We start from the raw sequence: 19,246 nt of genomic DNA on the forward strand, positions 1-19,246 counted from the left end.
CGGCTTGGGGAATCGCATGAAAGAGGGGTCAGCCGGCCTGTCGACGGCGCTCGTGGGAAGGCGCGATCGACAGGGCTTCGCGGTACTTGGCCACGGTGCGACGTGCCACCTTGATGCCGTTGTCCAGCAGCATGTCGGCCAGCTTGCTGTCCGACAGCGGCTTGCCGGCGGTTTCTGCCGCGACCATGCGCTTGATCATCGCCTGGATGGCGGTGGCCGATGCGCTGCCGCCGTCGGTGGTCGACACGTGGCTGGAGAAGAAATACTTGAGTTCGAAGATGCCGCGCGGCGTCTGCATGTACTTGTTCGCGGTCGCGCGTGACACCGTGGACTCGTGAATCTCGAGCTGCTCGGCCACGTCGCGTAGCACCAACGGCTTCATCGCCTCTTCGCCGTATTCCAGGAACGCGCGCTGGGCCTCGACAATCGTCTGGGCAACCTGCAGCAGCGTGTCGTTGCGGCTCTTGAGGCTGTTGAGGAAAAACCGCGCTTCCTGCAGATGCGATTTCAGCGTGGTCTGGTCGGCGCTCTTGTCGGCGCGCTTGATCAGCGCGAGGTACTGGCTGTTGATACGCAGGCGCGGCGCGATGTCGGCATTCAGCGAGACCTGCCAGCGCGCGGACTGCCGCGTGACAAAGACCTCGGGCACCACGTAGCTCGATTCGTGGTCGCTGAAGGCTTCACCGGGGTGCGGTTGCAGGGTCTGGATCAGGGCGATTGCCTGCGCCAGTTCCTCGACCTCGATGCCCAGACGCCGCGCCACCGGGGCGCGATCGCGCGAGGCGAGGCATTCCAGCGGTTCGTTGTCCACAATGCGCAGGGCGATATCGCGTGCCGGCGTGCACTCGGGCATCTGGTGCAGCTGAATGCTCAGGCATTCCGCCAGCGATCGGGCCGCCACGCCTGGCGGGTCGAACTGATGCAGCTCGACCAGAACCGCCTCGACCGCGGCGGCGTCGGTGTCGAACTCGTCGACCAGCCGCGCGCTGAGTTCCTTCCAGTCGTCGAGCAGGCCGTGTTCGTTGATCGCGTCGATCAGGTGATCCGCGATCGCGCGCTGCGTGTCGTCGAAGCGGTGCATGTCCGCCTGCCAGGTCAGATGCGCATGCAGGTCGGGCGTGCTGGTCAGGTTGGCCTGACGATAATCCCAGTAGTCGTCGTCCTCGCTGCTCGGCGCCGGGGCGGGCGCGGCGCTGCCGGCGTAGATATCGTTCCAGTCGGCATCGACCGGCAGATTCTCGGGAATCTCGGCTTCGCTGCCGCTGCTGGAGCGCTCGGTCTCGGTGGTTTCGGCCTTGGTCGCTTCTCGGGTATCGATCTCGCCGTGGCCTTCGTCGGCCTCGAGCATGACGTTGGATTCCAGCGCCTCCTGGATTTCGGTCTTCAGATCCAGGGTCGAGAGCTGCAGCATGCGGATCGCCTGCTGCAGCGCAGGCGTCATGGTCAGGCTCTGCGAGAGATTGAGGTTCAGCGACTGTTTCATAGTCGGAAATCCTCGCCGAGGTAGACCTCCCGTACCTTGCGATCCGCCAGGATCTCGTCGCCGGTACCGTCGGCGATGACCGCGCCGTCGCTCAGGATATAGGCGCGTTCGCAGATGCCGAGCGTCTCGCGCACGTTGTGGTCGGTGATGAGCACACCGATACCGCGATTCTTCAAATGCGTGATGATGCCGCGGATGTCGCCGATCGAGATGGGGTCGATGCCAGCGAAGGGTTCGTCGAGCAGCATGAACTGTGGCTCGGCGGCCAACGCGCGGGCGATTTCCACACGCCGGCGTTCACCGCCGGACAGGTTGATGCCCTTGGAATCGGCGATATGCCCGATCGAGAGTTCGTCGAGCAGGGCCGCGAGCTCACGGTCGATATCCGCCTTGGTAAGGCCGGGGCGCACCTGCAGGATGGCGCGGATGTTGTCCGACACCGACAGTTTGCGGAATACCGAGGCTTCCTGCGGCAGGTAACCGATGCCCAGCTGTGCCCGCGTATGCATGGGCAGACCGACGAGGTTGCGCTCGCCGAGCGTGATGCGGCCCGAATCCGGCGTGACCAGGCCCACGATCATGTAGAAGGAGGTGGTCTTGCCTGCGCCGTTGGGCCCGAGCAGGCCCACGACTTCACCCTGGGCCAGCGACAGGCTGACGTCCTGTACCACCGCGCGCCCTTTGTAGCGCTTGCTCAGGTTTTCGGCCACCAGCCGCTGGCCGGTCGCCGCCGCGGTGGCGGTGCGCGCGGCGGTGCTGCTCATGACTGACCGTCCCCGTTTTTCGGCTGGATCGTGATGCGTACGCGTTCGCTGCTGCCGGATCCGCGTTCTGCCTGGGTGCGGCCGGTGTCGACGTTGTGGCGGATCAGCTGGCCGTGTATCTCGTCACCGCCGCGGCGCACCACGGCGTCGCCGCGTAGCAGTACGGTGGAATTGCTGTTGGTGTACTCGATCTTGCTGGAATTACCGGTAACCACGTCGTCGCCTTCGCGATCCGGCTGCTTGTCCAGGCGCGCGGGGCTGCCGTCGAGTACGGCCTTCACGTTACCGCGATCGTTGATGCGGGTGATCACCAGGCGATGGCCGGTGAGCGTAAGCCCGCCGCGGGTGAGCACCACGTTGCCCGTGTAGGTGCTCACGCCTTCCTGCTGGGACAGATCGGCGTCGTTGGATTCGATATGAATCGGCAACGCTTTCTGCTGCGCAAAGGCCGTGGTGCCGGCCATCAGCACGAGACCGAGTGCGAGAGTGGCGGCGAGGCGCAGCCTACGGCGTGTAGGTGACTTGTACATTGTTCAGCAGCCTCAGCTTGTCCGTTTTCAGGTTGACCTCCATGCCGTCACCTTCGACACGCTGGCCCGGTTCCACCGCGGTCACATGGGCCTCGGTGTCGATACGATCGGCATCGGGGCGTACCCAGGCATTGTCCGTTGTGATGTCGACGACGTTGCCGTTCGCCTTGGGATGGCGGCCCTTTACGCCATCGTAGAGATAGATGTCGCGCTTGCCCGGAGGCACGCGGCCATGCTTTGCGGTGACGTCCCAGTAGGTCTTCGTACCTGCCAGGTAGTGTACGTCAATATCCGTCATGCGAGCCGAGTCGTCCGGGAAGTGCAGGGTCTCGGCCAGCGTCATGCGGTAATCGAGGCCGCCGTTCTCGTTCATCTGATGCACGACGGCTTCGGTCATGTAGTAGTCGCTGTTGTCCGGCGTCTCCAGCCGCGGCTCGCTCGGCGTGCCGATGGCGGGTGCATCGAGCGCGCGGATGCCGAGCAGCACCGCGGAGATCACGAGCAGGACGGCGACGATTCTGAGCATGGCCCGGTTCTCCTGATCGGTGTCTAGTGCGCGTTTCGCGCGGCGATGATCAGCTCGCACGCTTCGCGGACCGCGCCCTGGCCGCCGTTGAAGCGGCTGACCCAGTGCGCGGTGTCGATGACATCATCGACCGCATCGGCCACGCAAAGTGCCAGACGTGCCTGGCGCATGAGTCCGAGGTCGGGCAGGTCATCCCCCATTACGGCCGCCTGATCGGGGGTGAGTTCCAGCTCGGCGAGCAGGGCTTCGAAATCGAGCTGCTTGTCGCGGCTGTCGAGATAGATGTAGTCGATGCCCAGGTCATGCAGGCGCGCCGCAGCAGCCGGCGACGGTCGGCCACTGATCGCGGCCACAGCCACGCCCGCGGCCTGCAGGCGCTTGAGCCCGAGGCCGTCGCGTACGTGCATGGTCTTGATCTCCTCGCCGTGGTCGTAGAGATAAAGCTTGCCGTCGGTCATCACGCCGTCGACATCGAACACGGCCACGCGCACATCGGCGGCGCGCTGCTGGAGCTCGTCGGCGCTGATTGATGTCTTGTCCGTGCTCATATCACCCCGGCGCGCAGGAGATCCTGCATGTTGAGGGCCCCGATGGGCCGGTTGTCCGCGTCGACCACCATCAGGGCGCCGCCACCGATACGATGCGTTTCGAGCAACCGTACCGCTTCGGCGGCGAGCATGTCCGCGGTCACGGTCTTGGGCGACCGCGTCATGAACTCGGCGATGGTCGCCTGTTTGATGTCGATGTCCCGATCCAGTGTGCGGCGCAGATCGCCGTCGGTAAACAGACCGGCGAGCCGGCCGTTGCCGTCGGTCACCCCGGTCATGCCCAGGCCCTTGCTCGTCATCTCCAGCAGGGCATCGCGCAGTGCGGCGTCGTCGTCGACCAGCGGCAGTGCATCGCCGGTATGCATGATGTCGGCGACGGTTACCAGCAGGCGGCGGCCGAGCGATCCGCCGGGATGCGAGCGGGCGAAGTCTTCGGCGGTGAAATTCCGGGCTTCGAGCAGTGCGATCGCCAGCGCGTCGCCCATGGCCAGGCAGGCGGTGGTCGACGAGGTCGGTGCCAGTTCCAGCGGGCAGGCTTCCAGTTCCACGCCCACGTCCATATGCACGTCGGCACGCCGCGCGAGGGTGGACTCGGGCTTGCCGGTCATGGCGATCAGCGGCACGCCGAGGCGCTTGAGCAGCGGCAGGATGGTCAGGATCTCGCCGGTCTCGCCCGAGTTCGACAGCGCGAGCACGACATCCTGAGGCGTGATCATGCCCAGATCGCCGTGGCTGGCTTCGCCCGGATGCACGAAGAACGCCGGCGTGCCCGTGGAGGCGAGCGTGGCCGCGATCTTGCCGCCGATATGGCCGGACTTGCCCATGCCCGTGACCACCACGCGCCCTTCACATGCGAGCAGGCGCTCGGCGGCAGCGGCGAAGGTGTCGTCTATCCGGGTCTCGAGAGCGGCGACGGCCGCCGCTTCGATGCCGATCACGCGTTGGCCCGCGCGAATGATCTCGTGGCTGTTCATGGCTTCATTCTAGCCCAGCCGCAAGCCGCCAAGATATTGCTGCCACAGTCTTTGCGCCGAGCACGGTTGCGATGCGCGTGGTTGTCATATGCAGGTTTTGCGCCAGGCCGTATAATGCGCGCCCTTTTGATTATCGAGCGCGGCTGCATGAGTGAACCGGCCATTGCCATTCGGAACGTCGAAAAGCGCTATGCGAGCACGCATGCGCTCAAGGGCGTGTCGTTCGATATCCGGCGCGGTGAATACTTCGGCCTGCTGGGGCCGAACGGGGCCGGAAAATCGACCTTGATCAGCATCATCGCGGGTTTGACGCATGCCAGTGCCGGCAACGTCGCCGTGCTCGGGCACGACGTGCGTCGCGATTTTCGCCAGGCACGGCGGGCGCTCGGTGTGGTGCCGCAGGAACTGGTCTATGACCCGTTTTTCCCGGTGCGCGAGATGCTGCGCATCCAGGCCGGCTACTACGGCTGCGGTCGCGACCACTGGCCGTGGATCGACGAACTGCTCGAGCGTTTGGATCTGACCGACAAGGCCGAGGTGTCGATGCGCGCACTGTCCGGCGGCATGAAGCGGCGCGTGCTCATCGCGCAGGCGCTGGTGCACAAGCCCGATGTGGTCATCCTCGACGAGCCGACCGCGGGTGTGGACGTGGAGCTGCGGCGCACGCTCTGGCATTTCACCCGCGATCTGAATGACGCCGGGCATACGATCGTGTTGACCACGCACTATCTCGAAGAGGCCGAGGAGCTCTGCGACCGCATCGCGATTCTCGATCATGGCGAGTTGTCCGTGCTGGAAGACAAGCGCGCGCTGCTCAACCGTCACCCCTATCGATTCCTGTCGTTGGAGCTGTCCGGTAATGGCGGACCGCTGCCGGAATCGGTCGAGCGGCTGATCGAGGATCGCCATGAGGACACGCTGGAGCTCAAGCTGGAGCAGGGCCGCGATTTCATCGCCGACGTGATGGAGGCGATCCGCGGCGCAGGCTATCGCATCCAGGATGTACGTACGCGCGAGCCTTCGCTGGAGAACATCTTCGTCGAGCTCACCACCGATCACGACAAGGACGCGGCATGAACTGGCAGGGTTGCTTCACGCTGTTCTTCAAGGAAATTCGGCGGTTCTACAGCGTGATACTGCAGACCGTCGGTGCGCCGGTCGTGACCGCACTCTTATATATGGTGGTGTTCGGCCAGGTGCTGCAGGGGCAGACGATTCAGGGCGTGCCGTCGTCGGCATTTCTGGTGCCGGGGCTGATGATGATGAGCATCATCCAGAACTCGTTCGCCAATACGTCGTCGAGCCTCACGCAGTCGAAGATCAACGGGAATCTGGTGTTTCTGCTGATGACGCCGCTGTCGGCCTTCGAGATCTACCTGGCCTATATCAGCGCGTCGCTGGTGCGCGCGACGCTGGTAGCCGTCGTGCTCTATCTGGTCACGCAGTTGTTCGTCACCGTGCCCATCACGCATCCGCTGCTGGTGCTCACGATGCTGGTGTTTGGCGGCGGCACGCTCGCGGTCATGGGGCTGATCGCCGGGATTCTGGCGAACAAGTTCGACCATCTGGCGGCGTTCCAGAATTTCTTCATCATGCCGCTGTCGTTTCTGTCGGGCGTGTTCTATTCGATCCACTCGCTGCCGGAGTTCTGGCAACACGCGTCGCGCTTCAATCCGGTCTTCTACATGATCGACGGCTTTCGTCAGGGATTCTTCGGTGTCGGCGACAGTGACCCGCTGCGCAGCGTGATCGTGGCGGGCGTGTTTTTCGTGCTCGTATCGTCGATCTGTATCACCATGCTCTCGCGCGGCTACAAGATCCGCGGCTGATCGCGCGGACTCCGTTTAACCGGGTTCGCAATGCGCGCTCGTGCTAGCATTTCGCGCCCGAATTCAATCAGTGACTATCATGTATAGCGCCGAAGCCATACGCGAACTCATTCAGGCCGGCCTGCCCGACGCCAATGTCGAAGTCATGGGCGACGACGGCCAGCATTTCGCCGCCCGCGTGATCAGCGCGAGTTTCTCCGGCAAGGGCATCGTCGAACAGCATCGCATGGTCTACGCCACGCTCGGCGAGCGCATGGGCGGCGAGATCCATGCGCTGTCGCTGAAGACGATGACGCCGGAACAGGCGGGCATGGCCTGACGGCCGGCCCGTTTCGATAACGCGAACAGGACCTAGCGTGATGGATCTACTGCGTATCGAGGGCGGTCCGCCGCTCAACGGCGACGTGCGTGCTTCCGGGGCGAAGAATGCGACCCTGCCGATCATGACCGCGGCGCTGCTCATCGACGAGCCGCTGCTGGTCGAGAACGTGCCGCATCTCGAGGATGTGACCACGACCAACGTGCTGCTCGCGCACATGGGCGTTTCGGTGACGATCGGCGACTACATGGTGGTGGAAGCCGATGCCTCGACCATAACCCGCTGCGTGGCGCCCTATGATCTGGTCAAGACCATGCGCGCGTCGATTCTCGTGCTCGGCCCGCTGCTGGCGCGCCACGGCGAGGCCGAGGTGTCGCTGCCCGGCGGCTGCGCGATCGGCGCACGGCCGGTGGATATCCATCTGCGCGGGCTCGAAGCCATGGGGGCCGAGATTCGCGTCGAGGGTGGTTACGTCAAGGCGAAGGCGTCGCGGCTCAAGGGCGCGCGCATCGCCATGGACACGGTCACCGTCACCGGCACCGAAAACCTGATGATGGCGGCGACGCTGGCCGACGGCGTGACAATTCTGGAAAACGCCGCCCGCGAGCCGGAAGTGGTCGACCTGGCCAAATGCCTGATCGCGATGGGCGCCGAGATCGAAGGCGCCGGCACGCCAACCATCACCATTCGCGGCAAGAAGACCCTGCACGGCACGCGTCACCGGGTGCTGCCGGACCGGATCGAGACCGGCACCTTTCTGGTCGCGGGCGCGGCCAGCCGAGGGCGCGTCAAGGTCACGCATACCGACCCCGTGCTGGTCGACGCGATTACCGACAAACTCGCCCAGGCCGGCGCACATGTCACTACCGGCAACGACTGGATCGAGGTCGACATGCGCGGCAAGCAGGCGAAATCCGTCAACCTGCGCACCGCGCCTTATCCGGGTTTCCCCACCGACATGCAGGCCCAGTTCTGCGTGCTCGACGCGCTCGCCGACGGCGTGGGCACGGTCACCGAAACAGTGTTCGAGAACCGCTTCATGCACGTCTCGGAGTTGCAGCGCATGGGCGCGCAGATCCGCCAGGAAGGCAACACGGTGATCGTGACCGGCGTGCAACGCCTGACCGGCGCGCCGGTCATGGCCACCGATCTACGCGCCTCCGCCTCGCTGGTGATCGCCGGGCTGGTCGCGGACGGTGCGACGGATGTCCGGCGTATCTATCATATCGATCGCGGCTATGAATGCATCGAGGAGAAGATGGCGCAGCTGGGCGGACACATCCAGCGTCTGCCCGATCGCGCGCCGGTGACTGCACGGAGTGTTGTCGAATGAGTCGTGACATCACCCTCGCGCTCTCGAAGGGGCGCATTCTGGAAGCCACGCTGCCACTGCTCGCGGCGGCCGGCATCGAGCCCGAGGTGGATCCCGAAAGCTCGCGCAAGCTGGTGTTCGAGACCAACCGGCCGGGTCTGCGCCTGCTCGTCATTCGTGCCTCGGACGTGCCGACGTTCGTGGCCTACGGCGCAGCGGATATCGGTATCTCCGGCAAGGACGTGCTCATCGAGCACGGCGGGGCGGATCTCTACGAGCCGCTCGATCTGGGCATCGCCCGCTGCAAGCTGATGACCGCCGGGCTGCCGGGCGCCATGGACGCGGCCGGGCACCGCCCGCTGCGGGTGGCGACCAAGTATGTCGAGACCACGCGCGCCTATTTCTCGCGTCTGGGTCGTCAGGTCGAGATCATCAAGCTGTATGGCTCGATGGAGTTGGCGCCGCTGGTTGGTCTGGCCGACGTGATCGTGGATCTGGTGGATACCGGCAATACGCTGCGCGCGAACGGCCTGGAGCCGTTCGAGGTGATCGAGGACATCAGTGCGCGCCTGGTCGTGAACAAGGCGGCACAGAAGATGAAGCACGCCGAGATCGGTGAGCTGATATCGTTGTTCGACCCGGCCCGCAAGGCATCGTGATGCGGCGTCTCGCGACAGATCAGCCGGATTTCGAGGTCGCCTTCGCGGCCCTGATCGATCACGACACCCCGGCACAGGCCGAGATCGACAGCCGCGTCGCGGCGATCATCGCGGATGTACGCGCACGCGGCGATGCCGCACTGATCGAATACACCCGCGAACTCGACGGCCATCCCGCCACGGACATGGCCGCGCTGGAGATCGACCCGGCACGCCTGCAGGCTGCTCTCGACGCGATGCCCGACGCGCCACGCGCTGCGCTGGAGACGGCAGCCGCGCGTATCACGCGCTATGCCGAATCGCAGGCGATCGAAGCGCACAGCTTCGAGGACGAGTACGGCAACCGGCTCGGCCACGTCGTGCGCCCGATCGAGCGCGCCGGCATCTATGCGCCGGGCGGCAAGGCAGCCTATCCGTCGAGCGTGCTGATGAATGCGCTGCCCGCGCGAGCGGCCGGCGTGTCCGAGATCGTGATGATGTCGCCGGCGCCAAACGGCGAGGTCAACGACTGGGTGCTCGCCGCGGCCGCACTGGCCGGCGTGCATCGCTTCTTTACTATTGGCGGTGCGCAGGCCGTGGCCGGGCTGGCCTACGGCACCGAAACCGTGCCCCAGGTGGACAAGATCGTGGGGCCGGGCAATGCCTATGTCGCGGAAGCCAAGCGGCAGGTTTTTGGCCGGGTGGGCATCGAATCCGTCGCCGGGCCGTCCGAAGTGCTGATTCTTGCCGACGGCAGCGGCAATGCCGACTGGGCCGCGCTGGACCTGTTTGCCCAGGCCGAGCACGGCGAGGATTCGCGCGCGCTTCTCATCAGCCCGGATGCGGGGTTTCTCGATGCGGTCGACGCCGCGGTCGAGCGGCTGATCGCTGCCCAGCCGCGCGGCGACATCATCCGCGCCTCGCTGGCCAACCATGGTGCGCTGATTCACGTTGCGGACATGGCCGAGGCGGTCGCGCTGTCGAACCGGATCGCGCCGGAGCATCTCGAGCTGGCGGTCGATGCGCCCGAGGCTTTGATCGACGGTATCGTGCATGCCGGGGCGATATTCATGGGGCATCGCACGCCGGAAGCGTTCGGAGACTACTGCGCGGGCCCGAACCATGTGCTGCCCACTGGTCGGACCGCCCGGTTCTCGTCCGCGCTGGGCATCTACGATTTCCAGAAGCGGCTGTCGGTGATCCACGCCAGCGAGCGCGGCGCGGCCGCGCTGGCACCGGTCGCGGCCGAGCTCGCGCGCGGCGAAGGCCTGTATGCACATGCCGAATCCGCCGCGGTACGCGGTCGCATCACCGATACCGACGCCTGAATAGGGCGGCGGTACATATTGGCTATGCTATACTTTTGCGACTCCTATCGGCGTCACGCCACGCCGTGGATCACGCACCCTTAAGAAAAATCGAACCGGCAATACTGCCCTGCTCGAAGAGGTTTTACGCATGAGCAAAGAGGGGGTCGACGTCGGCAAGCGCCGATTTTTGACCACCGCCACCGCAGCCGTCGGTGGCGTGGGCGCGGCCTTTGTGGCCACACCGTTCGTCAAGTCCTGGATGCCGAGTGCGCGCGCCCGGGCCGCTGGCGCACCGGTAGAGGTCAACATCGCCGCTCTGGAAGAAGGCGCGCTCGTGAGCGTGACCTGGCGAGGCAAGCCCGTGTGGGTGGTGCGCCGCTCGCAGGACATGCTGGATACGCTGGAGCAGGTCAAGCCCGAGCTGGCGGATCCCGAATCGCAGACGGATCAGCAGCCCGAGTACTGCCGCAACCCGCATCGCTCGATCGAGCCCGCGGTGCTCGTGATGGTGGGCATCTGCACACACCTGGGCTGTTCGCCGAAGTTCCGGCCCGATGCCGGTGGTGGTCAGCTGTCCTACAGCGGCTTCTTCTGCCCCTGCCATGGTTCCAAGTTCGATATCGCAGGCCGCGTCTATTCGGGCGTGCCCGCGCCGCTGAACATGGTGGTGCCGCCGCATCGCTATGAGGGCGACGACCTTATAGTGGTGGGTGAGGATCCGAACCAAGGCGGCGAGGAGGCTGCGTAAATGGCAAGCAGGTTCATGAACTGGGTCGATGCCCGCTTTCCGGCTACTCAGCTGTGGAACGAGCACATCGGCGAGTACTACGCCCCCAAGAATTTCAACGTCTGGTACTACTTCGGCTCGCTGGCGATGCTGGTGCTGGCCAACCAGCTGCTGACCGGTATCTGGCTTGCCATGTTCTACAAGCCGTCTGCCGCTGCGGCGTTCGGCTCGGTCGCCTACATCATGCGCGATGTGGAGTGGGGCTGGCTCATCCGCTACATGCATTCCACGGGTGCGTCGTTTTTCTTCATCGTCGTCTATCTGCACATGTTCCGTGCGCTGCTGTACGGCTCGTACCGCAAGCCGCGTGAACTGCTGTGGATCTTCGGCTGCCTGATCTTTTTGGCGCTGATGGCGGAAGCCTTCATGGGCTACGTGCTGCCGTGGGGCAACATGTCCTACTGGGGCGCCCAGGTGATCATCTCGCTGTTCTCGGCCATTCCGGTGGTCGGCGAGCAGCTCACGACCTGGATTCGCGGCGACTTCGTGATTGGCGATGCGACGCTCAACCGGTTTTTCGCGCTGCACGTCGTGGCCCTGCCGTTCGTGCTGGTGGGACTGGTGATCGCGCACATCATGGCGCTGCATCACGTCGGCTCGAACAACCCGGACGGCATCGAGATCAAGGCCAACAAGGGCAGCGACGGCCATCCGGTCGACGGCATTCCCTTCCATCCGTACTACACGGTGAAGGATCTGTTCGGCGTGGGTGTGTTCCTGACGCTGTTCGCAGCGGTGATCTTCTTCGCGCCCGAATTCGGTGGCTTCTTCCTGGAACCGCCGAACTTCACCGAAGCCAATCCGTCGGTCACGCCAGAGCATATCGCCCCGGTGTGGTACTTCACGCCGTTCTACGCGATGTTGCGTGCGATCAACTTCCAGCTGTTCGGTATCGACGCCAAGCTGCTGGGCGTGATCACCATGTTCGGCGCGGTGCTCATCCTGTTCGTGCTGCCCTGGCTGGATCGCAGCAAGGTCAAGTCGATCCGCTACAAGGGCATCATCTTCAAGGTGATGCTGGCGGCGCTGGTGGTGTCGTTCCTGATTCTGGGCTATATCGGCACGCAGGCGCCGAGCCCGCTGCTTACCACGATCGCGCAGATCTGTACCGCGATCTATTTCGCCTTCTTCCTGTTGATGCCGTTCTACAGCGTGCTCGACAGGACCAAGCCGGTTCCGGAAAGGGTGACGGGATGATGCGCCAGCTGTTCATTGCGCTGTTTCTGATGATGCCGCTGGCCGCCATGGCCGCGGGTGGCGAATCCGTTCCGTTCCACCATGAAACCAATCTGGGCAACCAGGCTTCGCTCCAGCGCGGCGCCAAGATGTTCATGAACTACTGCTCGGGCTGTCATTCGCTGCAGTACATGCGTTATCAGCGGATTTCCGAGGACCTGGAAATTCCCGAGGAGGTGATGGAGAACAATCTCATCCTGACCCGGGGCAAGATCCACGACACGATCCAGGGCACGATGTCCAAGGAAAAGGCGGCCGAGTGGTTCGGCAAGGCGCCGCCGGATCTGACGCTCACCGCGCGCGAGCGCGGCGCGGACTGGATCTACAGCTTCCTGCTCGGTTTCTATCTCGACGACTCGCGCCCCTCGGGCGTGAACAACGTGGTGATGAGCAATACCGCGATGCCGGCCGTACTGGCGCCGCTGCAGGGGTTCCAGGTGCTCAAGCATGAAGAGGAGGGCGAATCCGAGGGCGACGGGCATGGCGGTGGCCATGGCGAGCCGCAGTTCGAACTCGTCCAGGAAGGGCAGCTGAACCCGGCCGAATACCGAGCCGCGGCGGCCGACCTCACCAACTTCCTCGTCTACGTCGGCGAGCCCGTGAAGCTCGTGCGGTATTCGCTCGGCTTCAAGGTGATCGTGTTCCTGCTGTTGTTCACCGCACTCGCCTACATGCTCAAGAAGGAGTTCTGGCGCGATGTCCATTAGAGGACCGCGCGCCGCATAGCCCATGGCCAACCGTAGCGCCACGATCACGCTCTATTCGCGCCCGGCCTGTGTACACAGCCACCGGGTACGGCTCGTCATGGCTGAAAAGGGCGTGGCGAGCTACGAGGTCGTGGAACTGCGCGAGGACGAGGAAAGCGAGGATCTGCTCGAGCTCAATCCGTACAATACGGTGCCGACGCTGGTCGATCGCGATCTCGTGGTTTACGACCCGCGTATCATTCTCGAGTATATCGACGAGCGCTATCCGCATCCGCCGCTCATGCCGGTGGATCCGGTGCTGCGTGCGCAATACCGGCTCGCGATATTCCGAATGGAGTCGGATCTGTACGCGCTGTGCGACGATCTCGAATCCACGCCGGCCGTCGCCCGCAAGGCCCGCGAGCGCATGACCGAACTGCTGACGCAGCTGGCGGCGGAGTTCTCGCCGCGGGAGTACATCGGCGAGGAATTCTCACTGGTGGATTGCACGCTGGCGCCGATTCTCTGGCGGCTCGATCACTACGGCGTGAAGCTGCCCGAGCGCCACGGCAAGCAGCTCAGTCGCTATGCGCAGCGGCTGTTTGCCCGCCCGGCATTCGCCGAGAGTCTGTCGGCGATCGAGGCCGACATGGGCCAGGGCGACGCCGGCTGAAGTGACTTCAGAGAGCAGAGGTTTTCCATCATGGCCGAACTGACTTCCCGCCGGCCGTATCTCATCCGCGCCCTATACGACTGGGTGCTGGACAATGACCTGACGCCGCATCTGCTCGTCGCCGCGGACGCCGAGGGCGTCGACGTGCCGCGCGAGTTCGTGACCGAGGACGGCAAGATCACCGTCAACATAAGCCCCGGCGCCGTGCGCGGCCTGTCGCTGGATAACGAGCTGGTGAGCTTTTCTGCCCGCTTTTCGGGGCAAAGTTACAACGTCAGCCTGCCGCCGGGTGCCGTTCTCGCGCTCTATGCGCGGGAAAACGGCGAAGGCATGCTTTTCGGCGAGGTGGAGACGCCGCCGACGCCGCCCGAGGGTGGGCCGGGCGACACCGCCGACGGCGAGGGTGACGGCGGCGACGGGGCGAAAAAGCGCCCGCACCTGAAAGTCGTCAAGTAGCGGCGCTTTCTGCGCAGAACGGCTGTAATTTGCCCGTCAGTCCTGCGGGCCGAGCAGATGATCCTCGATGAGCCGGCACAGGCAATGGATGAACAGCAGGTGCATCTCCTGAATGCGTGCCGTGATCTGCGAGGCCGCGCGTAGTTCGCAGTCCGTTTCGCCGAGCAGGCCCGCCATTCGTCCGCCGTCCTTGCCGGTGAGGGCAACCACCGTCATGCCGCGCTCGTGGGCCGCAGTAACGGCCTTGCAGACGTTCGCGGAATTGCCGCTGGTGCTGATGGCGAGCAGCACGTCGCCGGGCTGGCCCAGCGCCTCGACCTGACGCGAGAACAGACGATCGTAGTCGTAATCGTTGGCGATCGCGGTCAGCGTCGAGCTCTCGGTGGTAAGCGCGACCGCAGGCAGGGCGCGGCGCTCGCGCTCGAACCGATTGATGAGCTCCGACGAGAAATGCTGTGCGTCGCCCGCCGAGCCGCCGTTCCCGCACGACAGAATCTTGTGGCCCTGATCGAGGCAGGCGATGAGCTGATCGGCCGCGGTGACTAGTCGTGTCTGCATTGCCGCAAGCGTGGCGGCATTGGTGCGGGCGCTGTCGGCGAACAGGCGCCCGATGAGATCGGCGCGTTCGTCTCGTGACGTGTCATTCGGCATAGAAGGCGTTCTCTATCCAGTCCAGTTCGTTGCTGTCGTCCACACCGACCACGTCGAAACGTATCGTGGCCTCGGCGTAGCGCGGATTCGCGGCCAGAAAATGCCGGGTCGCGAGTACGATCCGCCGCTGTTTGGTGGCCGTCACGCTCGCCGCGGCGCTGCCATAGTCGCTGCGCGCACGATAGCGGACTTCGACGACCACAAGCGTGCCGCGTGCATCGTAGACGAGGTCGAGCTCGCCGCCGCGGACGTTGTAGTTGCGGGCGATAAGCCGCCAGCGGCGCCGGCGGGCGGCCGCATCGACCCGGCTTTCGGCTGCGCGTCCCTTGGCTAGGGTCTGGTGCCGTTTCATACAAATCCGCGCCGAGCACTGCCTGGATTTACTAGGAGCGACAAGACAAGGCGTATGAAACAGCGACAGGCCGCCCTAGCGTGTGGCCCACGGGTCGCGCGACGAGGTGTCGTTGCGGGCATCGCTCATCGAAGGCATCTCGACCAACTGCGGTTCGCCGTTGCGGAACACGGCCCACGCCAGATAGCGACGGATCGTGCCGTCGGGATTGACCTTGAGCACGCCGCTCATGCCTTCGAAGACATCGCCGCCGGAAAGCCCCTGTGCGGCGATGCGGTCGGTCAGGCGCCAGGCATCCATGCCCATGGCGAACAGCCGCTTGTAGTGCTTGGCGGTCGTGCCGTAGCGCTGCTCGGCCTCGGTCCGACGGGTCTCGAGGAAGTTGCCCTGACCGATAACCCAGGGCATGTCGGCAAAGCCGACGCCGTTGAGGTCGATATCGTCACCGGCGTTCACGGTGCCGGTATAGGCATGCGAGGTCGTGAACATCGGCAGATTGCGGGCGCGGTAGTAGCGCAGCTGGCTGCGGATCAGGCGTGCCTGGTCGGGCTGGCCGGCCACGAAGATGAAGTCGGCGCCGCTCCGGTTGCGCAACACCGCCTGAATCGGGTCGCGGTGGTCCGGCTCGCTAGGTTCATAGGTCGCATAGTTGACCAGCTGACCGCCACGCTGCTCGAACGCCTCGCGGAAAGCGTCGAACACGCGACTGCCCCAGCCACCACTGGGCACGAGCGCCAGCGCGCCGCGGTGGCCCTCATCGGCCGCATGGCGGGCGACCTCGCGGGCCTCGTCTTCCGGGGCCAGGGCGAACTGGTAAAAGCCCGGGCGCGCATCGGGGCTGTCGCTGTAGTTCAGCCCCACGGTCGGGATCCGGCTGTTGAGACGCGACATCTCGGCAACCTTGGGCTTGTCGAGTGGGCCGACCAGAACGCCGACGCGGTCGCTTTCGGCGCGGCGTTGCAGGTCGGTGGCCGACATCGTGTTGGTGTCGTAGATCATCGGCCGCGAGGACGCCGTGTCGTCGTTCTCGTAGGCGAACATGAAGCCGTCGCGTATGGCCTTGGCGGCATTCTCGAACTTGCCCGTCAGCGGCAGGGCGAGGGCAACGCTGTCGTTCTGCGGACGCGGCGCCTCACCGAAGGCCTGCTGCCCGGGTTCGCGTTGCGCCGGCGAAGTGGCAGGGCGGTAGTTGAAGCGGTCCTCGAGCACCGCGCGTGTCGCGGGATGCTGTGCGAAGCGCTGCTCCCAGTCGCGCAGGGCGCGATCGCGTTCGTTGCGGCTCGACCAGCGGCGCTGGCCGATATCGGCCAGCGCCAGCCAGCCGATCGTCGTCTGGTCGGCATCGCGGGCCGCCGGGCTCTGCGGGCCCTGGCCGAGCGAGATGGCGTCCAGCGCCTTGTCGTAAATGGTGTTGTCGTTGCCGCGAAGCATCTGGTCGTCGATCAGCCAGACGCCGCGCTGCACAAGCGCGCCGATGCCCGCGATCAGATTGTTCTGCTCGAAATGCAGCTGCGCGCGTTTTTCCCACACGCGTTCGGCGATTTCGGGCGCGGTGCCGCTGGAGGGCGGCGGCAGGCGGTCGAGCGCCTGCGACGGCGGCAGGCTGGCGATGCTGATCTCGCGCCGCGCGAGTTCGTAGCGACCCCGGTCGAGCCGCTGCAGCGACGACGGCGTGAAGCTGTCGAGAATCTGCTGGGCCATAGACACGTTACCGGCCTGCGCGGCAGCCAGTCCGGCCTCGAAGCGCAGGCGCCGGCTGCGATCCGGGTTCGACTCGCGGCTCGATGCCTGCATGTAGAGCTCGGCTGCGCGCGCATAGTCGCCGGCGGCGATTGCCTGCGTCGGGCTGCTTGCCGGCGCGGGCGCGGCATCCGGGCTGGTCTGGCGCATCTGTTGTGCGCAGCCGCCCAGCGTCAGCGCGAACAGGAAAAGGGCGAAGACGCCGAGCGAAGGCTTTCGTGAAACGATCATTGAGTCAGGCTCCCAGGTTTGCGCGCCAGATCCCCCATGCGCGCGGTCGTGACCGGCATAATATCAGCGCCACCCCTTTTGAGTCGTGACACGCCCATGCCGTCGACGTCCGCAACGCTGTGGATCGTGGCCACACCGATCGGCAATCTCGAGGATTTCAGCCCGCGTGCGAGCCGCACGCTGGCGCAGGTCGACGTGATCGCGGCCGAGGACACGCGCTACAGCGGCCGATTGACCCGCCACCTCGGCATCGATACGCCGATGATCTCGCTGCACGAGCACAATGAACAGGCGCGTATCGAACAGGTCATCGACCGGCTCGCGGCCGGCGAATCCGTGGCCCTGATCAGCGACGCCGGCACGCCGTTGATCAGCGATCCCGGCTATGCGCTGGTGCGTGCCGTACGCGAGGCCGGCTTCGCTGTTCAGGCCGTGCCGGGGCCCTGTGCGGCGATCGCGGCGCTGTCGGTGGCCGGGCTGCCGAGCGATCGCTTTGTGTTCGAGGGCTTTCTGCCGTCGAAGGCCGGTGCGCGCCGTGCGCGTCTCGAAGCGCTGGCCGACGAGACACGCACACTCCTTGTATACGAATCGAGTCATCGCATCGAGAAGTCGGTGACCGATATCGCGGCGGTCATGGGTGCCGGGCGCGCGGTGGGGCTGTGCCGGGAACTCAGCAAACTCCACGAGCAGAGCGTGGTCATGGCGGCGTCCGAGCTGGCCGTGTGGCTTGCGGCGGACGACAACCGACGGCGCGGCGAATTCGTGCTCGTGATCGAAGGCGCGCCACCGATCGAGCGCGCGGACGCCGACATTCCACTCGACGCGTTGCTCGCCGAACTGCTGTCGCTGACCGGAACCAAGCAGGCGGCCAAGGCCGCGGCACGCCTGACCGGCCGGCCCACCAACGAGATCTACGCCCGGGCGCTGGCGCTCGGCGAGTGATCGGGCGTCGGTATGGCCGTGCGGGCCTCGGGGTGGCGCCAGAGTGCTAGAATCCGCGCTCGGAGTCGGCCACGCAGCCGCGGTGCCCGCTCGCGGGCACGGAGGAAAGTCCGGGCTCCACAGGGCAGGATGCCAGGTAACCCCTGGGAGGCGTGAGCCTACGGAAAGTGCAACAGAGAGTAGACCGCCTATGGCCTGTTCGCAGGCCAGGCAAGGGTGAAACGGTGCGGTAAGAGCGCACCGCGCGTCCGGCAACGGTTCGCGGCACGGTAAACCCCATCCGGAGCAAGACCAAATAGGAGGACGACGTGCGGCCCGCACAGTCCTCGGGTAGGTCGCATGAGGTGTACGGCGACGTACATCCCAGATGAATGGCTGCGCCAGACAGAACCCGGCTTATCGGCCGACTCCGAATCCACCCCGGCCATTTGCCCCACTTTGGCCCTTTCATGGTCCGCCTTGTGGGATGACACCCCACTTGCGCAAATCGCGCGCCGATTTTCATTCCACCGCGATAGCTGCGGTGGCGCAGTCGTTGGGGCATAAAGCCTTTTGCAGCGGTTCGAGGCTCATAAAATCGTCGAGAAAAAAGCGGTAAAACCCTAAAAAACAAAGCAAAAAATCGACCTCGATTTTCGGCTCAAATCGCTATCGGAAGGCGTCAGAAATCACTGTTTTGCTGAGATTTTTTCGCTTCCGGCTTGTGCTTGACACTCTGAAGCGGCGCTGCCTATAGTGGCGCCGAGGGGTAGGAAGTGGGGCAAAGTGGTTCAACGGCGATAAAGAGGCCGCACCGTGTTCAAGGGGTCGCATCCGGTCACTATCGATGCCAAGGGTCGTATTGCGATCCCGGCGTCGTATCGCCAGTCGTTGATCGACGACTGCGCGGGCCGGATGGTCGTCACCCAGCACTGGGACGGCTGCCTGCTGATCTACCCGCTGTCCGAGTTTCAGGCGTTTGAGCAGAAGCTGTTGGCGAAGGGCGGGCTCGATCCGAAGGTGAGAAATATCCAGCGTTTTCTGATTGGCAATGCGCGCGATGTCGAGATGGACCGGCAGGGTCGCCTGCTGTTGCCGTCGAATCTGCGCGGCTACGCCAGTCTGGAATCCAAGGCGGTGCTGTCCGGCATGGGCAATCTCTTCGAGCTGTGGGACGAGGCGACCTACCACGCCCGTTCTGCCGATATCGCCGCGCAGCTGGCTGAGGACGCCGCCAAGGGCGAACTCCCCGACGTTCTGATGGATCTCAGCCTGTGATC

The 19,246-nt window shown here is 64.9% G+C and carries 22 protein-coding genes and 1 other RNA gene; 14 read left to right on the top strand and 9 right to left on the bottom strand.

The genetic code is table 11. The features are described 5' to 3' along the window. Positions 1–28: 28 nt before the first annotated feature. The 6 genes from J7355_RS10080 to J7355_RS10105 are packed head-to-tail and all read right to left on the bottom strand — an operon-like array spanning position 29 to position 4,825. The gene (locus tag J7355_RS10080; protein WP_209062245.1) at positions 29–1,483 is read right to left on the bottom strand and encodes an RNA polymerase factor sigma-54; all 1,455 of its coding nucleotides are present in this window, start codon (positions 1,481–1,483) and stop codon (positions 29–31) included. Then, the gene (gene lptB / locus J7355_RS10085; RefSeq protein ID WP_209062247.1) at positions 1,480–2,247 is read right to left on the bottom strand and encodes an LPS export ABC transporter ATP-binding protein; all 768 of its coding nucleotides are present in this window, start codon (positions 2,245–2,247) and stop codon (positions 1,480–1,482) included. The genes J7355_RS10080 and lptB overlap by 4 nt, the downstream gene beginning before the upstream one ends. Beyond that, entirely contained in the window at positions 2,244–2,777 is a 534-nt protein-coding gene (gene lptA, locus J7355_RS10090; RefSeq protein WP_209062249.1) for a lipopolysaccharide transport periplasmic protein LptA, read from the bottom strand. Before lptA ends, lptB begins: the two co-directional genes overlap by 4 nt. Beyond that, positions 2,752–3,303: an LPS export ABC transporter periplasmic protein LptC gene (lptC, locus tag J7355_RS10095; protein ID WP_209062250.1), complete on the bottom strand. Its 552-nt coding sequence runs from the start codon at positions 3,301–3,303 to the stop codon at positions 2,752–2,754. Before lptC ends, lptA begins: the two co-directional genes overlap by 26 nt. 23 nt (positions 3,304–3,326) lie before the next feature. Then, positions 3,327–3,851 (bottom strand): HAD hydrolase family protein, encoded by a 525-nt coding sequence (locus J7355_RS10100; protein WP_209062252.1) that lies wholly within the window; start codon positions 3,849–3,851, stop codon positions 3,327–3,329. Then, the gene (locus tag J7355_RS10105) at positions 3,848–4,825 is read right to left on the bottom strand and encodes a KpsF/GutQ family sugar-phosphate isomerase (protein WP_209062254.1); all 978 of its coding nucleotides are present in this window, start codon (positions 4,823–4,825) and stop codon (positions 3,848–3,850) included. Before J7355_RS10105 ends, J7355_RS10100 begins: the two co-directional genes overlap by 4 nt. Positions 4,826–4,972: 147 nt before the next feature. Here J7355_RS10105 and J7355_RS10110 point away from each other — a divergent pair, with 147 nt between their 5' ends. From J7355_RS10110 to J7355_RS10160, 11 genes are all read left to right on the top strand, one after another. After that, a complete protein-coding gene (locus J7355_RS10110; protein ID WP_209062256.1) occupies positions 4,973–5,902 on the top strand; it encodes an ABC transporter ATP-binding protein in 930 nt (309 codons plus the stop codon). Beyond that, on the top strand, positions 5,899–6,654 hold the full coding sequence (locus tag J7355_RS10115) for an ABC transporter permease (protein ID WP_209062257.1): 756 nt from the start codon (positions 5,899–5,901) through the stop codon (positions 6,652–6,654). Before J7355_RS10110 ends, J7355_RS10115 begins: the two co-directional genes overlap by 4 nt. A gap of 79 nt (positions 6,655–6,733) precedes the next feature. Next, a complete protein-coding gene (locus tag J7355_RS10120) occupies positions 6,734–6,973 on the top strand; it encodes a BolA/IbaG family iron-sulfur metabolism protein (RefSeq protein ID WP_209062259.1) in 240 nt (79 codons plus the stop codon). Between the two features lie 40 nt (positions 6,974–7,013). Beyond that, a complete protein-coding gene (murA, locus tag J7355_RS10125) occupies positions 7,014–8,306 on the top strand; it encodes a UDP-N-acetylglucosamine 1-carboxyvinyltransferase (RefSeq protein ID WP_209062261.1) in 1,293 nt (430 codons plus the stop codon). Then, positions 8,303–8,944 carry an ATP phosphoribosyltransferase gene (gene hisG, locus J7355_RS10130; protein ID WP_209062263.1) on the top strand — a complete coding sequence of 214 codons (642 nt, stop codon included), beginning with the start codon at positions 8,303–8,305 and terminating at the stop codon, positions 8,942–8,944. The genes murA and hisG overlap by 4 nt, the downstream gene beginning before the upstream one ends. Continuing rightward, positions 8,944–10,251, top strand: a complete 1,308-nt coding sequence (hisD, locus tag J7355_RS10135; protein ID WP_209062265.1) for a histidinol dehydrogenase — start codon at positions 8,944–8,946, stop codon at positions 10,249–10,251. Before hisG ends, hisD begins: the two co-directional genes overlap by 1 nt. A 130-nt stretch (positions 10,252–10,381) precedes the next feature. Next, positions 10,382–10,981 (top strand): ubiquinol-cytochrome c reductase iron-sulfur subunit, encoded by a 600-nt coding sequence (gene petA, locus J7355_RS10140; RefSeq protein WP_209062266.1) that lies wholly within the window; start codon positions 10,382–10,384, stop codon positions 10,979–10,981. Beyond that, the gene (locus tag J7355_RS10145) at positions 10,982–12,217 is read left to right on the top strand and encodes a cytochrome bc complex cytochrome b subunit (RefSeq protein ID WP_209062267.1); all 1,236 of its coding nucleotides are present in this window, start codon (positions 10,982–10,984) and stop codon (positions 12,215–12,217) included. It begins immediately after the preceding gene. After that, positions 12,214–12,963: a cytochrome c1 gene (locus J7355_RS10150; protein ID WP_209062268.1), complete on the top strand. Its 750-nt coding sequence runs from the start codon at positions 12,214–12,216 to the stop codon at positions 12,961–12,963. The genes J7355_RS10145 and J7355_RS10150 overlap by 4 nt, the downstream gene beginning before the upstream one ends. A 22-nt stretch (positions 12,964–12,985) precedes the next feature. Continuing rightward, on the top strand, positions 12,986–13,615 hold the full coding sequence (locus J7355_RS10155) for a glutathione S-transferase N-terminal domain-containing protein (protein WP_209062269.1): 630 nt from the start codon (positions 12,986–12,988) through the stop codon (positions 13,613–13,615). A gap of 30 nt (positions 13,616–13,645) precedes the next feature. Continuing rightward, positions 13,646–14,071, top strand: coding sequence for a ClpXP protease specificity-enhancing factor (locus J7355_RS10160; RefSeq protein ID WP_209062271.1), 426 nt, complete (start codon positions 13,646–13,648; stop codon positions 14,069–14,071). Between the two features lie 36 nt (positions 14,072–14,107). On the opposite strand, the gene J7355_RS10165 is transcribed toward J7355_RS10160, so the two are convergent. From J7355_RS10165 to J7355_RS10175, 3 genes are all read right to left on the bottom strand, one after another. After that, positions 14,108–14,722 carry a phosphoheptose isomerase gene (locus tag J7355_RS10165; protein WP_209062274.1) on the bottom strand — a complete coding sequence of 205 codons (615 nt, stop codon included), beginning with the start codon at positions 14,720–14,722 and terminating at the stop codon, positions 14,108–14,110. Then, entirely contained in the window at positions 14,712–15,074 is a 363-nt protein-coding gene (locus J7355_RS10170) for a YraN family protein (protein WP_209062275.1), read from the bottom strand. The genes J7355_RS10165 and J7355_RS10170 overlap by 11 nt, the downstream gene beginning before the upstream one ends. 75 nt (positions 15,075–15,149) lie before the next feature. Beyond that, positions 15,150–17,045: a penicillin-binding protein activator gene (locus J7355_RS10175; RefSeq protein ID WP_209062277.1), complete on the bottom strand. Its 1,896-nt coding sequence runs from the start codon at positions 17,043–17,045 to the stop codon at positions 15,150–15,152. Between the two features lie 96 nt (positions 17,046–17,141). Between J7355_RS10175 and rsmI the strand changes: the two genes are divergently transcribed. From rsmI to mraZ, 3 genes are all read left to right on the top strand, one after another. Further along, positions 17,142–17,987 carry a 16S rRNA (cytidine(1402)-2'-O)-methyltransferase gene (gene rsmI, locus J7355_RS10180; protein WP_209062279.1) on the top strand — a complete coding sequence of 282 codons (846 nt, stop codon included), beginning with the start codon at positions 17,142–17,144 and terminating at the stop codon, positions 17,985–17,987. 61 nt (positions 17,988–18,048) lie between these two features. Then, positions 18,049–18,402, top strand: an RNA gene (gene rnpB, locus J7355_RS10185) — RNase P RNA component class A. A gap of 380 nt (positions 18,403–18,782) precedes the next feature. Next, positions 18,783–19,244, top strand: a complete 462-nt coding sequence (gene mraZ / locus J7355_RS10190) for a division/cell wall cluster transcriptional repressor MraZ (protein ID WP_209062281.1) — start codon at positions 18,783–18,785, stop codon at positions 19,242–19,244. The last annotated feature ends 2 nt before the right edge of the window (positions 19,245–19,246 follow it).

It is taken from the genome of Endozoicomonas sp. G2_2 (assembly GCF_017744135.1).
Classification (GTDB): Bacteria; Pseudomonadota; Gammaproteobacteria; order Nevskiales; family Salinisphaeraceae; genus Salinisphaera.

Coding starts and splice junctions, on each gene's coding strand:
- lptA (WP_209062249.1), bottom strand. CDS start 2,777: ATGTACAAGTCACCTACACGCCGTAGGCTGCGCCTCGCCGCCACTCTC.
- rsmI (WP_209062279.1), top strand. CDS start 17,142: ATGCCGTCGACGTCCGCAACGCTGTGGATCGTGGCCACACCGATCGGC.
- J7355_RS10150 (WP_209062268.1), top strand. CDS start 12,214: ATGATGCGCCAGCTGTTCATTGCGCTGTTTCTGATGATGCCGCTGGCC.
- J7355_RS10105 (WP_209062254.1), bottom strand. CDS start 4,825: ATGAACAGCCACGAGATCATTCGCGCGGGCCAACGCGTGATCGGCATC.
- J7355_RS10100 (WP_209062252.1), bottom strand. CDS start 3,851: ATGAGCACGGACAAGACATCAATCAGCGCCGACGAGCTCCAGCAGCGC.
- J7355_RS10170 (WP_209062275.1), bottom strand. CDS start 15,074: ATGAAACGGCACCAGACCCTAGCCAAGGGACGCGCAGCCGAAAGCCGG.
- J7355_RS10155 (WP_209062269.1), top strand. CDS start 12,986: ATGGCCAACCGTAGCGCCACGATCACGCTCTATTCGCGCCCGGCCTGT.
- J7355_RS10160 (WP_209062271.1), top strand. CDS start 13,646: ATGGCCGAACTGACTTCCCGCCGGCCGTATCTCATCCGCGCCCTATAC.
- J7355_RS10080 (WP_209062245.1), bottom strand. CDS start 1,483: ATGAAACAGTCGCTGAACCTCAATCTCTCGCAGAGCCTGACCATGACG.
- J7355_RS10175 (WP_209062277.1), bottom strand. CDS start 17,045: ATGATCGTTTCACGAAAGCCTTCGCTCGGCGTCTTCGCCCTTTTCCTG.
- lptC (WP_209062250.1), bottom strand. CDS start 3,303: ATGCTCAGAATCGTCGCCGTCCTGCTCGTGATCTCCGCGGTGCTGCTC.
- petA (WP_209062266.1), top strand. CDS start 10,382: ATGAGCAAAGAGGGGGTCGACGTCGGCAAGCGCCGATTTTTGACCACC.
- J7355_RS10165 (WP_209062274.1), bottom strand. CDS start 14,722: ATGCCGAATGACACGTCACGAGACGAACGCGCCGATCTCATCGGGCGC.
- J7355_RS10120 (WP_209062259.1), top strand. CDS start 6,734: ATGTATAGCGCCGAAGCCATACGCGAACTCATTCAGGCCGGCCTGCCC.
- murA (WP_209062261.1), top strand. CDS start 7,014: ATGGATCTACTGCGTATCGAGGGCGGTCCGCCGCTCAACGGCGACGTG.
- hisG (WP_209062263.1), top strand. CDS start 8,303: ATGAGTCGTGACATCACCCTCGCGCTCTCGAAGGGGCGCATTCTGGAA.
- J7355_RS10115 (WP_209062257.1), top strand. CDS start 5,899: ATGAACTGGCAGGGTTGCTTCACGCTGTTCTTCAAGGAAATTCGGCGG.
- hisD (WP_209062265.1), top strand. CDS start 8,944: ATGCGGCGTCTCGCGACAGATCAGCCGGATTTCGAGGTCGCCTTCGCG.
- J7355_RS10145 (WP_209062267.1), top strand. CDS start 10,982: ATGGCAAGCAGGTTCATGAACTGGGTCGATGCCCGCTTTCCGGCTACT.
- J7355_RS10110 (WP_209062256.1), top strand. CDS start 4,973: ATGAGTGAACCGGCCATTGCCATTCGGAACGTCGAAAAGCGCTATGCG.
- lptB (WP_209062247.1), bottom strand. CDS start 2,247: ATGAGCAGCACCGCCGCGCGCACCGCCACCGCGGCGGCGACCGGCCAG.